Below are 14,010 nucleotides of genomic sequence, written 5' to 3' on the forward strand. Positions count from 1 at the left end.
ATGTTGGAAACCAGAGCAATTGTATGTGGGCACGTCTTTCGATCGGAGAGGCCGGTGACGCTGGTCGTTCATCATTTCGATGGTGAGTGGCAACTGACCTGCGGCGAACATGATCACCCCGCGGACTGCGGAGGTTTCGAAGTTATCGGTCTCGGCCATTTGACCGCCAGGCAGGAAAACTTGGCACAGATTGGCCAGCTTGAGCGCGGATGGCTTGCCGAATGGGTGCACGACGAATGGACTCCATGCCAACACGACGACTAGAGCTCCCTCAGTTCCCGTAGACCAGCCCTTGCGGGTCGATCTCCGGCTTGCGGCCGGCGACGAGGTCGGCCAGGAACTTGCCCGAGCCGCAGGCCATGGTCCAGCCGACATGGCCGTGGCCGGTGTCGAGGTAAAGGTTCTTGTATTTCGCCTTGCCGATGACCGGCACCGAGTTGGGCATCATCGGCCGCAGACCTGCCCACAACAGCGCCTTCTTCTCGTCGAAAGCGCCAGGGAAAAGGTCTTTGCCGGTGCTCAGCATGGACTTGAAGTCGCTGGGCTTGAAGCTGCGGTCGAAGCCGGTGAACTCGGCTGTCGAGGACATGCGCAGGCGGTTTCCGAGCCTGGAGTAGCCAACCAGCCGGTCCTCGTCGGCGCCGCCCATGGTCGGTCCCTTGCTCTCGTCCTCCAGCGGGATGGTCGCGCTATAGCCTTTAACCGGATAGACGGGCAGGTCGATACCGTAGCGGCGACCGATCAGGCCGCTCTCGGGGCCCATGGCGATGACGACGGCGTCGCCCGTCACCGGGCCGGCCGATGTCATGACCGCACGTACCCAGTCGCCCTCTATGTCGAGCCCCTCGACCGTGGTGTCGAACAGGAATCTGACGCCAAGCTTTTCGGCAGCATAGGCGGCGAGCCCGTCGACGAATATCCTGGAATCCCCGGTCTGGTCGATCGGCGAATAAACGCCGCCGGCGATCTTTTCCTTCACGCCCGCGAGCCCGGGCTCAAGTTCGACCAGCCGGTCGCGGCCCACGATCTCGATCGGCAGGCCATGCTTCGCCAGAAACTGGTAGTTGTCGGTGCCGGTGTCGAGGCTGTGCTGCGAGCGGAAGAAATAAAGAATGCCCTTCTTGCGCTCGTCATAGTGGATGCCGGTGGCGTCGGAGAGCGCGTTGATGCAGTCGCGCGAATAGAGCGCCAGGCGCAGTTTGACCTGGCTGTTGGCGCGCAGGCGCGCCACCGTGCACTGGCGCAGGAAGCGCAGGCTCCAGGCGAGGAAATAAGGATCGAAGCGCAGCCTGACCTTGATGCCGAGATCATGGTTCCAGAGCGCGCGCAGGAAGGTCTTCAGCGCCGCTGGCGAGGCCCAGGCGGTGGCGTCGCCCGGCGACACCAGACCGGCATTGGACTGGCTGGTGCCGCGCGCCGGCGCCGGATGGCGCTCGATAACGGTGACCTCATGGCCGTCGGCGGCCAGATAATACGCGGCCGCGGTGCCGACAACACCGGCTCCAAGCACCGTTATCTTCATGCCACCCCCCAAATCTCTTCGCGGCGCAGCGCCTCCACGCCGCATCGCCAATGCCTTCAATAGCGCTTCGCCGCGCGCCTTGCGAGCCCTCGGAAGTGCCCGGCTCAGCCCCGCGCGGAGTTCTTGCCGGTGAGGATACGCTCCCAGGCGAGCGCATCGGCGACGATCTGGTCGAGGTCGTCGCGTTGCGGGGTCCAGCCGAGTTCGGCGCGTGCAAGGTCCGAATTGGCAACCACGGCGGCGGCGTCGCCGGGGCGCCGGTCGCCCATCTTGACCTCGAAATCCCGGCCGAAGGCGCGCCGCACGCTGTCGATGACCTCGAGCACCGAATAGCCGTGGCTGTAGCCGCAATTGGCGACGAGGCTGCCGCCGCCGGCGCGCAGGCGCTGCAGCGCCAGCCGGTGCGCCGCAGCCAGGTCGCTGACATGGATATAATCGCGCATGCAGGTGCCGTCCGGCGTCGGATAATCGGTGCCGAACACCTGCATGAAGGGGCGTTTGCCGAGCGCGGTCTCGCAGGCGACCTTGATCAGATGCGTGGCGCCAGGCGTCGACTGCCCCGTCCGGCCCCTGGGATCGGCGCCGGCGACGTTGAAGTAGCGCAGCGCCGTGTAGCGCAAGGGATGCGCAAGCGCTGCATCGCGCAGCATCCATTCGCTCATCAGCTTGGACTGGCCGTAGGGCGATTCCGGCGCCAGGCGGGCATCCTCACGCACCGGCTCCAGGCCGGCGCCGCCATAGACGGCGGCGGTCGAGGAGAAGATGAAATGCGGCACGCCCTCGCGCACCGCGGTTTCGATCAGCGTGCGGGTCTTGGAGGTGTTATTCTCGTAATAAGCGAGCGGGTCGGCAACCGACTCCGGCACCACGATGGAACCGGCGAAGTGGATGATCGCGTCGACTTTGTTCTCGCGGATGATCTGGCCGACCAATTCCCTATCGGCGACATCGCCGACGACAAGCTTGGCTTCCGGCGCTACCGCCCACTCGAAGCCGGTGGAAAGGCGGTCGAGAACGACGACGCTCTCGCCGGCATCCAGCAGTTCCCAGACCATGTGGCTGCCGATATAACCGGCGCCGCCCGTTACCAAAACCGTCATCCGTGTCCTCTTTTACTCATGATTTATCGGAAACTGTCTCAATCACCGCCTTACTGGAAAGCCTGCGGCAAGGCCATTAGAAACGCCTGAATGTTAAATCCGTAACAGTCTCACCGGCCTGTGGCATCGTACGGAAACAAAATTGATCCACATCAAGGGAATAGGCCACGATCTGGCATCGTTAGGAACAGGCTTGGGGCGTGGCATTTTGACCAAAACGGCCCGGTGGACGACGAATGGGCCAACGATTATGATCCCGCGCAAAACTGGGAAGGCGACATGAACTATCAGCGGTTCTTCGAGGAAGCGATCGATCAGCTCCACGCCGAGCGGCGCTACCGGGTTTTCGCCGATCTCGAGCGCATTGTCGGCAAGTTTCCGCGCGCTATCTGGCGTTCCAACGGCCGCGCCGAGGAAATCACCGTCTGGTGCTCCAACGACTATCTCGGCATGGGCCAGAACCCCGATGTCATCGCCGCTTTCCAGAACGCGGCCGGCAAGATGGGTTCGGGCGCCGGCGGCACCCGCAACATTTCCGGCACCTCGAACCCGTTGGTCGAGCTTGAGTTGGAACTGGCCGACCTGCACGACAAGGAAGCCGCGCTCGTCTTCACCTCCGGCTTCGTCTCCAACGAGGCCTCGATCTCGACCATTGCGCGGCTTTTGCCCAATTGCCTGATCATTTCGGACGAGCTCAACCATGCCTCGATGATCGAAGGCGTGCGGCGCTCGGGTGCCGAAAAGAAGATTTTCCGCCACAACGACGTCGCGCATCTCGAAAGCCTGCTGCAGGCGGCGGGCCGCGAACGCGCCAAGCTGATCGTGTTCGAGAGCGTCTATTCGATGGATGGCGACATCGCGCCGATCAAGCAGATCGTCGAGCTCGCCGAACGCTGCAACGCCATGACCTATATTGACGAGGTCCATGCCGTCGGCATGTACGGACCGCGCGGCGGCGGCATCACCGAGCGCGAGGGGCTGGCCGACCGCATCGACATCATCGAAGGCACGCTGGCCAAGGCATTCGGCACGCTGGGCGGCTATATCGCCGGCAACAGCGCCGTCATCGACGCGGTGCGCTCCTATGCTCCGGGCTTCATCTTCACCACGGCGCTGCCGCCGGCCGTCGCCGCCGCCGCCACCACCTCCATCCGCCACCTCAAGCGCTCGCAAGCCGAGCGCGATGCGCAACAGCGCCAGGCGTCGCGGACCAAGGAGGTTCTGTCTGCAGCCGGCCTGCCGGTGATGGAATCGCCGACACACATCGTGCCGGTGCTGGTCGGTGACCCCGAACTCTGCAAGATGGCCAGCGACCGTCTGCTCGGCGTGCACGGCATCTACATCCAGCCGATCAACTATCCGACCGTGCCGCGCGGCACCGAGCGGCTGCGCATCACCCCGACGCCGTTCCATACCGATGCGCTGATTGCGGGACTTCAGGACGCGCTGATCGAGACATGGGATGCGCTCGGCATTCCCTACGGCTCCGCCGGACGGCCCACTGTCGCCAAGAGCGACCGGATTGTGCCGCTGCTGGTGCCGAAGTCGGGCGGCTGAAGCCGCCGCCCATTTATCTCAAACCGTCCTCATCCATCCCGCCAAGCGATGTGCCGCTTCCTCGAGCTGGTCGAGGCGGCGGTGGAAGCACAGGCGCAAAAACGCCTCTCCGCCAGGGCCGAAGGCGGTGCCCGGCGCCAGGCCGACATTGGCCTTGTCGACGATGTCGAAAGCAGCCCGGCGCGGATCGGTGATGCCGTCGACCGTGAAAAACAAATAGAACGCGCCTTGCGGCACGGTGAAGCGCGCTTTGCCGGTTGCGCCGAGAATATCGCAGACCAGGTCGCGCGCTTTCCTGGCGCGCTCCACCTGCTCGACGATGAAGGCATCACCGTGGTCCAGCGCCGCGACGGCGCCGCGCTGCATGAACTGGGCGACGCCTGAGGTCGAATACTGGATCAGATTCTCGAACACCTGCTGCAGCTCGGGATGGGTCTTGATCCAGCCGACGCGCCAGCCGGTCATCGCCCAGTTCTTGGAAAAGGAGTTGACGAACAGGATGCGGTCTTCCGCGGTCGAAATGTCGAGGAAGGACGGCGCACGGCCGTGGCCGTAGTGGAACAGCGAATAGATCTCGTCGGCGATGATCCACAGGCCCTTTTGGCGGGCGAGATTCAGGATCGCCTGCAGCGTTTCCTTATCGGCCGTCCAGCCGGTGGGGTTCGATGGCGTGTTGACGAACAGCGCCTTGGTGCGCGGCGTCACCGCAGCCGCAATCTTGTCGACATCGCAGGACCAGCCATTGCCCGACTGGTCGAGCGTGACCGCAACCGGGGTAGCGCCGGAAATACCGGCGGCGGCGGCGAAATTCGGCCAGGCCGGGGAGAGATAGACCACCTCGTCGCCGCTGCCGGCGACCGCGGCTAATGCCAACTGAATGGCATGCATGCCGGAACCGGTGGCGATGAATTCCTCTTCGGCGAAGCTCTTGCCGAAATGCCTGGCATAGTAGCGAGAAAGCGCTTGCCTCAGCTCCGGAATGCCTTTCTGCCAGGTATAGAAGGTCTCGCCATTGGCGAGCCCCTTGGCGGCGGCTTCCGAAATGAAGGCAGGCGTCGGCAAATCGCCTTCACCGGCCCAGAGCGGGATCATGCCCTCGCGCGTACGGCCGTAATTGACGACGGCGACAATGCCGCTTTCGGGGGCGGCCACCGCTTCGGCGCGCAAGCTATCGATCAGGGTCATGAACAGGTCCGTTTTGATGTCTGCTTTGATGCATGTCATTATCCAGAACCGCTGCGCACTTATGGGCGACATGCATTGGCGGATGCTCTTAGCAGATACGGCAACAGAAAACCCCGGCCGCGAACGACCGGGGTTTTGGTCCAGAAATCTGGCCTTGTCTATTTCCTGGCGAGGAGATCGCGAATTTCGGTGAGCAGTGCGACGTCAGCCGGCGGCGGAGCCGCAGGTGCGGCCGGCTTCTCGCGCTCGAGCCGCTTGCGCATGTTGTTCACGGCCTTGACCATAAGGAAGATGATGAAAGCCAGGATGACGAAATTCAGCGCCACGGTGATAAAATTGCCGTAGGCGAACACCGCGCCTTCCTTACGCGCTTCGGCAAGATTGGTCGAATGCACTGTTGATGAGAGGCCTATGAAGTAGTTGGAAAAGTCGACGCCACCAAGTGCGCCGATGAAAGGCATGATGATGTCATTCACAAGAGAATCGACGATCTTGCTGAAGGCCGCGCCGATGATGACGCCGACCGCAAGGTCCATCACATTTCCTTTGGAAATGAATTCCTGGAATTCTTTCAGCATTCGACCCTCCTTGTCATGACGGACCGCGCTGCCGCCGTCCCTCCGGCGTCGGCCCGTGCGCACCATAACAAAAACCTGCGGTTGCAACAGAAGCAAAAGCTGGAAAACACCGCTTTCTCCTTACCTTAGGTCACGGTTCGACAGGGCGGCGTCGCGGCCATGCGCCGGAAAGCCGCGATGGACTTGACCTTAGAGCTGTGATTGCCTCTGGGCAGGCCGGGGTGAAAGCTGGCCTAGGAGGATTTTCGGGCCGTGCAGGGCTGGTTCATCGTCATCATTGCGGTCGCCTATGTAACGCTGCTGTTCGTCATCGCCAGCCTCGGCGACCGGCGTTCAACGGCGTTGGGACCCGGCCGCGCCCGGCCCTTCATCTATGCGCTCAGCCTCGCCATCTACTGCACCTCCTGGACCTTCTTCGGCTCGGTCGGCCTGTCGTCCGAACGCGGCCTCGAATTTTTGGGCATCTACACCGGGCCGGTGCTGGTGTTCGTGTTCGGCTTTCCGCTGCTCAATCGCATCGTGCGGCTGGCCAAGAGCGAGAAGATCACCTCGATCGCCGACTTCCTCGGCGCGCGCTACGGCAAGAGCTTTGCCGTCTCGGCGATCGCCACGCTGATCGCCACCATCGGCGCGGTGCCCTATATCGCACTGCAACTGAAGGCGATCTCCGGTTCGGTCGGCCTGATGGTCGAGCATTATACGGGATCGCCGCCCTCCTTCGATCCCTTCGTCAGCGACATCTCGCTGGTGGTGGCCATGCTCTTGGCGCTGTTTGCGGTGCTGTTCGGCACCCGCCATGCCGACGCCACCGAGCACCAGGACGGGCTGGTGCTGGCGGTGGCGGTCGAAACCGTGGTCAAGCTCGCCGCCTTCCTGGCGATCGGCCTGATGGTCACCTTCCTGATCTTCGGTGGCCCGGGCGACATGATCGACAAGCTGGCCGAAAACAGCCAGGTGCGGCAAGCCATGGGCTACAACACCTCGCTCGCCACCTGGCTGGTGCTGACTTGCCTGAGCGGCTTTGCCATCATCATGCTGCCGCGCCAGTTCTACGTCACCATCGTCGAGAACCGCGGCGAGGCCGAACTGCGCACCGCGACCTGGGTGTTCCCGCTCTATCTCGTGGCGATAAACCTGTTCGTGCTGCCGATCGCCTTCGCCGGCCTGGCGCTGGTCGGCACCAAAACCACCAGTGACCTCTATGTGCTGGCGCTGCCCTTGTTCGGCGGCCATGACTTCCTCGCCATGGCCGCCTTCATCGGTGGGCTGTCGGCGGCGACCGCCATGGTGATCGTCGAAAGCGTGGCGCTGTCAATCATGATCTCCAACGACCTCGTCATCCCGCTGTTCCTGCGCCGCCTGCTCAAGACCACGACCTCGGAGAATGAGGATTGGTCGACGCTGATCCTCAACGTGCGGCGCGGCGCCATCTTCATCCTGTTGTTCATTGCCTTCCTCTACTACCGCGAAAGCACCAACTCGGCGCGGCTGTCGTCGATCGGCCTGATGTCGTTCGCGGCAATCGCCCAATTCGCGCCGGCGCTGATCGGCGGGCTGATCTGGCGCGGCGCCAATGGCCGCGGCGCGGCCCTTGGCATGGTCGCCGGCATCCTCGTCTGGGGCTATACGCTGCTTTTGCCGTCGCTCTCGGCAGCCGACGCGGACATCGTCGTGCAGGGGTTGTTCGGTTTCGAGGCGCTGCGGCCGCAGGCTCTTTTCGGCACCGTCGCCGAACCGTTGAACCACGGCGTGCTCTGGAGCCTGTCGGTCAACACGCTGTTCTTCGTGCTCGGCTCGCTGTCGCGCGCGTCAGTACCGCTGGAGCGTATCCAGGCGTCGATCTTCGTGCCGCGCGAATCCGGCCCGATGCCCAGCCTGCGCCGCTTCCGCACCGCCATCACCGTCAACGTGCTGAAAGACACCATCTCGCGCTACCTCGGCGTCGAGCGCACCGAGCGCTCCTTCCAGTCCTTCGAAAAGAGCACTGGCGTCTCGCTGCACGGCAATGAGCAGGCCAGCATGGATGTCATCCGCTTTTCCGAGCAGCTGCTGGCGAGCGCGGTCGGCTCGTCTTCGGCGCGGCTGATCCTGTCGCTGCTGTTTCGCCGCAACGACCGCGAGTCCAAGGACGCCTTTCGCCTGCTCGACGACGCCACCGAAGCGCTGCAGCACAATCGTGACCTGCTGCAGATCGCGCTCGACCAGATGGAACAGGGCATCACCGTCTTCGACCGCGATTTCCGCCTGATCTGCTGGAACAGACAATATCGCGCGCTGTTCGACCTGCCCGACGAGATGGGCCAGGTCGGCGTCTCGCTCGACCGCATCCTGCGCCACCTCGCCGAGCGCGGCGATATTCCGGCCGACCAGCGCGTGGCGATGCTCAACCGGCTGACCAGTTTCGTCAGCCCGTGGCAGATGGAGTTGAAGACCAGCGGCCGCATCCTCGAACTGCGCTCAAACCCGATGCCGGACGGCGGAATCGTCGCCACCTATGCCGACATATCAGGACGCGTCGAACAGGATTTGGCGCTGAAGCGGGCCAATGAATCGCTGGAGCAGCGGGTCAAGACGCGCACCATCGAACTGACTAGAGTCAACGAGGAGTTGACCCGGGTCAATGAGGAGCTGGCGCAGGCGCAGATGCTGGCCGAGGAGGCTAATCTGGGCAAGACGCGCTTCCTCGCCGCCGCCGGCCACGACATCCTGCAGCCGCTGAACGCCGCCCGTCTCTACTGCTCGTCGCTGATCGAAAAGGCCGGCAAGGGCCCGGCCGGGGAGGCTGCTATCAACATCGAATCCTCGCTCGAATCGGTCGAGACGATCCTGGGCGCCGTGCTCGACATTTCCCGCCTCGACGCCGGCGCGATGAAGCCGGACGACAGCGCCTTCCGCCTGGACGGGCTGCTGCGCCAGATCGGCAATGATTTTCAGCCGCTCGCCGCCGAAAAGAAACTCGATCTGACGATCATAGCCTCGTCGCTCAGCGTGTTGACGGACCGCAACCTGCTGCGCCGGCTGATCCAGAATCTGGTCTCCAACGCCATCAAATACACCCCCCATGGCCGCATCCTGGTCGGCGTGCGACGGCGCGGCGAACTCGCCGAAATCCAGGTGATCGACACTGGCATCGGCATTGCCGGCGACAAGCTGAACACGGTCTTCAACGAGTTCACCCGGCTGGACGAAGGCGTGCGCGAGGCCGAAGGTCTCGGCCTTGGCCTGTCCATCGTCGACCGCATCGCGCGGGTGCTGCGGCTCGAGATCCAGATCTTTTCCAACCCGGGCAAGGGTACGCGCTTTTCCGTTATCCTGCCGGTTGCGGCGGTTGAGGCGCCGCGGCGCGAGGTCGAGCCGAAGGCGCCTGCCCGCACCGCGAATTCGCTGGCCGGCCTGCGCGTCATGTGCATCGACAACGACGCCCGCATCCTCGACGGCATGCGGCTTCTGCTCGTGGGCTGGGGCTGCAGCATCGGCACGTTTTCGGGTTCGGAGGATTTCGCGAAGGCCGATCGTCCCGACATCGTGCTTGCCGACTATCATCTCGATGGCAGAAGCGGCCTCGACATCATCGCCCGCCTGCGTGACATCCATGGTTCCGACCTGCCGGCCGTGCTGGTCACCGCCGACCGCTCCACCGAGGTCCGTGCCGCTGCCGCCGCGCTCGACGTGCCGGTGATCAACAAGCCGCTGAAGCCGGCGGTGCTGCGTTCGATGATGGCAAGGGTCAGGCCGCTGGCGTCCGCGGCCGAGTAGAGTTTCTATCTTTTTGTTTTACGCAATTCCCAAGGGAAAGCGCTACGCACTTTTCCTGGAATAGCTTTAGCCCGCCGGCTGCAGCGGATCGCTGCCGATCTTGGACAGCTGGATCACCGCCTGGGTGCGGCTGTCGACGCCGAGTTTCTGCAGGATGGCCGAGACATGCGCCTTTACAGTCGCTTCGGAGACGCTGAGCTCGTAGGCGATCTGCTTGTTGAGCAGGCCTTCGGCCAGCATGCCGAGGACACGCGTCTGCTGCGGCGTCAGCGCCTGCAGCCGCTTGATCAGGTCGGATATTTCGGGGTCGCGCTCGACGCCGAGGTCGATGCCGACGGGCGCGGCGATATCGCCTGCCAGCACCGATTGCACAGCGCTGCGGATTTCCTCCATGCTGGCCGATTTGGAGATGAAGCCGGATGCGCCGAGATCGAGCGCACGCCGGATGGTCACCGGGTCGTCATGCGCCGACACCACCACAAGGGGCACCGCCGGGTGGATGCCGCGCAGCGCGATCAAGCCGGACAGGCCGCTGGCGCCCGGCATCGACAGATCGAGCAGCACGAGGTCGACATCCTCATGGGCCACGACCAGCGCCTTGGCGCTTTCGAAATCGCCGGCCTCGTGAATGGCGGCGACATCGCCGACGCCGGCAAGCGCCTCTTTCAAGGCGCCGCGGAACAGCGGATGGTCGTCGGCAATGACGAAGGTGTAGCCCGACGGCAAATGTTCCTCCCCAAATCCCTTATTGATTATCGGCTTTTACGGGACCGGACGATTATGCGGCGAAGCGCTTTGTTTCAAGCGGCAATGGCGGACGGGGCATTTCCCCGCCGGGCAGTTCAGGTCTTTTTCGAATTGAGATTGGCGCCGTCATCCTTGTCCATTTCCTTGACGATGCCCATGAAGCCGCGCAGCATGCGCTCCATATAGCTCATCGTCTTGTCGAAATCCTCCTCGCTCGGCAGCTTCGATTCGAGGCGGGCGGACAGCGAGTTCTCGAGCTTGGCGACGCGTTCGTCCATTGCTTTCATCGAGGCCTGCAAACGGTCGACTTCGTCCTGGAAGGCGGCGCGTTCGTCGGCGGCCATCTTGCAGACGAGCTGGCCGGAGCGCTCCTCGCAGATCGACATGGCGCCGGTCCGGGTATCCATGCGGACATAACCGTTGGCGGATTTTTCCAGCCGGTAGCGGTCGGTCTCTTCGGACCAGGCCGATGCCGCAACCAGCGAGACCAGTGCGGCGGGGATCAGTATGTGCTGCAGACGCATGTTCCATCCTCCACGAGCCAGTATGCGCAACCTATCACAGCTTTGCGCCGTAAATGCGGACGAGTTGCCCTTCCCCGCATGATCGGTTCGGATTATAGCGCAACAATGTCTCAGATCATCTACAAGATCGCGCCCGAAGCCCTTTGGCGCGAGGCCGAGAAAAACGGCCGCTTCACCGGCGCTCCGATCGACGTCGCCGACGGCTTCATCCATTTCTCCACTGCTGATCAGGCCAGGGAGACGGCGGCGAAGCATTTCGCCGGCCAGACGGATTTGCTGCTGATCGCCATCGACGGGGCGCTGCTCGGTGACGCGCTGAAATACGAGGTCTCGCGCGGCGGCGCGCTGTTTCCGCATCTCTATGGCGTGCTCGATATGAGCGCCGTGCTGTGGGTGCGGCCACTGCCGCTCGGCGCCGACGGCCCGCACCAGTTTCCGGCGCTGGAGGCCGAATGAGCGTGTTCGACCGCATCGGCCAGAAACTGCTGTTCACCTTCGATCCGGAAACGGCGCATGGCATGTCGATCGCTGCGCTGCGCTGCGGCCTGCCGGTCGGCGCGCGGCTGGTGCGCGACGAAAGGCTGAAGGTCAGCCTCTGTGGCATCGCCTTCCCCAATCCGCTCGGCATGGCCGCCGGCTACGACAAGAACGCCGAAGTGCCCGACGCGCTGCTTGGCCTCGGCTTCGGCTTTGCCGAAGTCGGCACCGTGACGCCGCTGCCGCAGGCGGGCAATCCGAAGCCGCGCATTTTCCGGCTGACGGAGGATGACGCGGTGATCAACCGGCTAGGTTTTAACAATGGGGGCCACGAAGCGGCCGAGATGCGCCTTGCCGCCCGCAAAGGACGCGTCGGCATCGTCGGCGTCAACATCGGCGCCAACAAGGACAGCGCCGATCGTATCCGTGACTATGAGCTCGGCGTCTCCCGCTTTGCGAAATACGCCAGTTATCTCACCGTCAACATCTCGTCGCCCAACACGCCCGGCCTGCGCACCATGCAGGCGCGCGAACAGCTCGGCGAACTGTTGTCTCGGGTCATGGCGGTGCGCGCAGCAGCTTCGGCGCAGCCGCCCCTCTTCCTCAAGATCGCGCCCGATCTGGTCGAGGCCGAGCTGGAGGACATCGCCGCCGAAGTCAGCGAGAAGCAGATCGACGGCGTCATCGTCTCCAACACGACGCTGGCGCGGACCGGATTGCGTAGCACAAGCGGCGAGACCGGCGGGCTCTCGGGAAAACCGCTGTTCGAGCGCTCGACCATCGTGCTGGCCAAGATGCGTCGGCTGCTCGGGCCGGAGCGCGCCATTATCGGCGTCGGCGGCGTCGATTCCACTGATGCCGCGCTGGAAAAAATCCGCGCCGGCGCCGATCTCGTCCAGCTCTACACCGGCATGATCTATGCCGGGCCGGCGCTGCCGGGGCGCATCCTTGCCGGGATGGTGCGATTTGCCGACAAGGAGCGGCTGAAATCATTGCGCGAACTGCGCGACAGCCGGCTCGATCAGTGGGCTGCCAGGCCGCTCTAAAACGCCGTGCGCAACCGGAGCCGCAGGATGGCCAGCAGGCTGAAGCCGCGCACCAGCAGGAAGACGTGCAGCGCCGCCCACAGGCCGTGATTGCCGAGAGACGGCGCCAAGCTGAACAATGCGGCGCTGAAGGCCAGGAACGACACCAGCATCATGTTGCGCATCTCGCGCGACCAGGTAGCGCCGATGAAGACGCCGTCCATCTGGAAGGCCAGCACGCCGCTCAGCGGTGTCAGTGCCGCCCACGGCAGATAGATGTCGGCAACAGCACGAACATCCGGCGACGTGGTGATCAACGAAATCAGGCCGGCGCCGCCGAGCCAGAAGATCAGCGTGGCGGTTCCGGCGAGGCCGAACCCCCAGAATAAGGTCAGACGTACCGCCCGGCGGAACGCCGTCTCGGCACGTGCGCCGATCGCGCGTCCCGCCAACTGTTCGGCCGCGGTGGCGAAACCGTCGAGAAAATAGCCGGCGACGAGGAAGAAGTTCATCAGCACGGCATTGGCGGCCAGCGTCAGCGTGCCGAACTGCGCGCCCTGGCGGGTGAACAGCGCGAAAGCGGCGAGCAGCGAGAACGAGCGGATCATGATATCGCGGTTGAGCGACAGCATGCGCAGGAAAGCGGGCATGTCGAGCAGGCGATGCCGCGGCAGGCGGGGTGCGGCCCGGAAGCGCCAGACAACGATGGCGAGACCCAGCAGCATGGCCAGACATTCGCCGGTGACGGTCGCCCAGGCCACGCCGGCGACGCCCCAGCCAAGCTTCAGGCCGAGCAGGATGCAAAGCACGATGTTGATGCCGTTGAGCACCGCCTGCAGCATCAGCCCAAGCCCGCCCTCGCCGCGTCCAAGGACATAGCCGAGGATGGCGTAGTTGATCAGCGTGAAGGGGGCGGCGAGCATTCTGATGTGGATATAGACGCCCATCGCCTCGCCGACGCGCGCTTCGCCGCCGATGAATTTCTGGCCGGCGATGGCGATCAGCGGCGCAAGGACGACAAGCACGATGCCGGCGGCGACCGCGATCAGCACGGCGCGCCAGAACACCGCCTGCTCCTCGGTTTCGTCGCCGCGCCCAAACGCCTGGGCGACGAGGCCGGTGGTGCCGGAGCGCAGGAAATTGAAGGTGCTGAAGACGACGTCGAAGACCAGGGCCCCGGCCGCCAGGCCGCCGAGCAGGGCGGCATCGCCGAACTGCCCGACCACCGCCGTGTCGACGATGCCGAGCAGCGGCGTCGTCAGATAGGCGAGCGTCATCGGCACGGCGATGGCGAGCACCGAACGGTTGGTGACGGCGAAGGGTCTCGCGTCGGCTGGGGTTGCACCCGTGTCCAGGGGATTGCTGCCTTGCTGGTTGCGGCTTGATCGAACAGCCGATGTGCCCCATTTTCCGGCCACCGCGCAATCACTCTTGCCGTGACGGCCAACCGAAATGTTCTTCTGGCGCGAGCCCGCCGGACCCGAGTATTGGTTTTAAGCAATTCCCAAGGGGAAGCGCTACGCGCTCTCCTGCGAAAAC

Annotated in this window: 12 protein-coding genes; 5 read left to right on the forward strand and 7 right to left on the reverse strand. The window is 64.0% G+C overall.

Annotated elements, in window-relative coordinates:
* Positions 1-54: 54 nt before the first annotated feature.
* Positions 55-264 carry a hypothetical protein gene (locus tag NLY42_RS02645; protein ID WP_023755090.1) on the forward strand — a complete coding sequence of 70 codons (210 nt, stop codon included), beginning with the start codon at positions 55-57 and terminating at the stop codon, positions 262-264.
* Between the two features lie 7 nt (positions 265-271).
* On the opposite strand, the gene NLY42_RS02650 is transcribed toward NLY42_RS02645, so the two are convergent.
* Both NLY42_RS02650 and galE read right to left on the reverse strand, forming a co-directional pair.
* Positions 272-1,522: a D-amino acid dehydrogenase gene (locus NLY42_RS02650; RefSeq protein ID WP_023669653.1), complete on the reverse strand. Its 1,251-nt coding sequence runs from the start codon at positions 1,520-1,522 to the stop codon at positions 272-274.
* Positions 1,523-1,626: 104 nt separating this feature from the next.
* Positions 1,627-2,622 (reverse strand): UDP-glucose 4-epimerase GalE, encoded by a 996-nt coding sequence (galE, locus tag NLY42_RS02655; protein ID WP_023703423.1) that lies wholly within the window; start codon positions 2,620-2,622, stop codon positions 1,627-1,629.
* A 279-nt stretch (positions 2,623-2,901) separates the two neighbouring features.
* Here galE and hemA point away from each other — a divergent pair, with 279 nt between their 5' ends.
* Complete coding sequence (gene hemA / locus NLY42_RS02660) at positions 2,902-4,179, forward strand: 5-aminolevulinate synthase (protein WP_023703424.1); 1,278 nt, start codon at positions 2,902-2,904, stop codon at positions 4,177-4,179.
* A gap of 18 nt (positions 4,180-4,197) precedes the next feature.
* Here the strand turns inward: hemA and NLY42_RS02665 are convergent, their stop codons facing one another.
* Positions 4,198-5,364: a pyridoxal phosphate-dependent aminotransferase gene (locus tag NLY42_RS02665; RefSeq protein ID WP_023669650.1), complete on the reverse strand. Its 1,167-nt coding sequence runs from the start codon at positions 5,362-5,364 to the stop codon at positions 4,198-4,200.
* Positions 5,365-5,522: 158 nt separating this feature from the next.
* The gene (mscL, locus tag NLY42_RS02670) at positions 5,523-5,942 is read right to left on the reverse strand and encodes a large conductance mechanosensitive channel protein MscL (RefSeq protein WP_023726824.1); all 420 of its coding nucleotides are present in this window, start codon (positions 5,940-5,942) and stop codon (positions 5,523-5,525) included.
* Between the two features lie 252 nt (positions 5,943-6,194).
* Between mscL and NLY42_RS02675 the strand changes: the two genes are divergently transcribed.
* The gene (locus NLY42_RS02675; protein ID WP_023755091.1) at positions 6,195-9,698 is read left to right on the forward strand and encodes a PAS domain-containing hybrid sensor histidine kinase/response regulator; all 3,504 of its coding nucleotides are present in this window, start codon (positions 6,195-6,197) and stop codon (positions 9,696-9,698) included.
* Between the two features lie 66 nt (positions 9,699-9,764).
* Here the strand turns inward: NLY42_RS02675 and NLY42_RS02680 are convergent, their stop codons facing one another.
* Both NLY42_RS02680 and NLY42_RS02685 read right to left on the reverse strand, forming a co-directional pair.
* Positions 9,765-10,424 carry a response regulator transcription factor gene (locus tag NLY42_RS02680; protein ID WP_023688678.1) on the reverse strand — a complete coding sequence of 220 codons (660 nt, stop codon included), beginning with the start codon at positions 10,422-10,424 and terminating at the stop codon, positions 9,765-9,767.
* 116 nt (positions 10,425-10,540) lie between these two features.
* On the reverse strand, positions 10,541-10,969 hold the full coding sequence (locus tag NLY42_RS02685; RefSeq protein ID WP_023745304.1) for a hypothetical protein: 429 nt from the start codon (positions 10,967-10,969) through the stop codon (positions 10,541-10,543).
* Between the two features lie 105 nt (positions 10,970-11,074).
* Between NLY42_RS02685 and NLY42_RS02690 the strand changes: the two genes are divergently transcribed.
* Positions 11,075-11,425, forward strand: coding sequence for a DUF952 domain-containing protein (locus tag NLY42_RS02690; RefSeq protein ID WP_023755092.1), 351 nt, complete (start codon positions 11,075-11,077; stop codon positions 11,423-11,425).
* Positions 11,422-12,492, forward strand: a complete 1,071-nt coding sequence (locus tag NLY42_RS02695; protein ID WP_023755093.1) for a quinone-dependent dihydroorotate dehydrogenase — start codon at positions 11,422-11,424, stop codon at positions 12,490-12,492. The genes NLY42_RS02690 and NLY42_RS02695 overlap by 4 nt, the downstream gene beginning before the upstream one ends.
* Here NLY42_RS02695 and NLY42_RS02700 read toward each other — a convergent pair.
* On the reverse strand, positions 12,489-13,826 hold the full coding sequence (locus NLY42_RS02700; RefSeq protein ID WP_023746699.1) for an MATE family efflux transporter: 1,338 nt from the start codon (positions 13,824-13,826) through the stop codon (positions 12,489-12,491). The two genes, NLY42_RS02695 and NLY42_RS02700, sit on opposite strands and share 4 nt — an antisense overlap.
* Positions 13,827-14,010: the final 184 nt, after the last annotated feature.

This window comes from Mesorhizobium sp. C372A (genome assembly GCF_030323245.1).
Classification (GTDB): domain Bacteria; phylum Pseudomonadota; class Alphaproteobacteria; order Rhizobiales; family Rhizobiaceae; genus Mesorhizobium.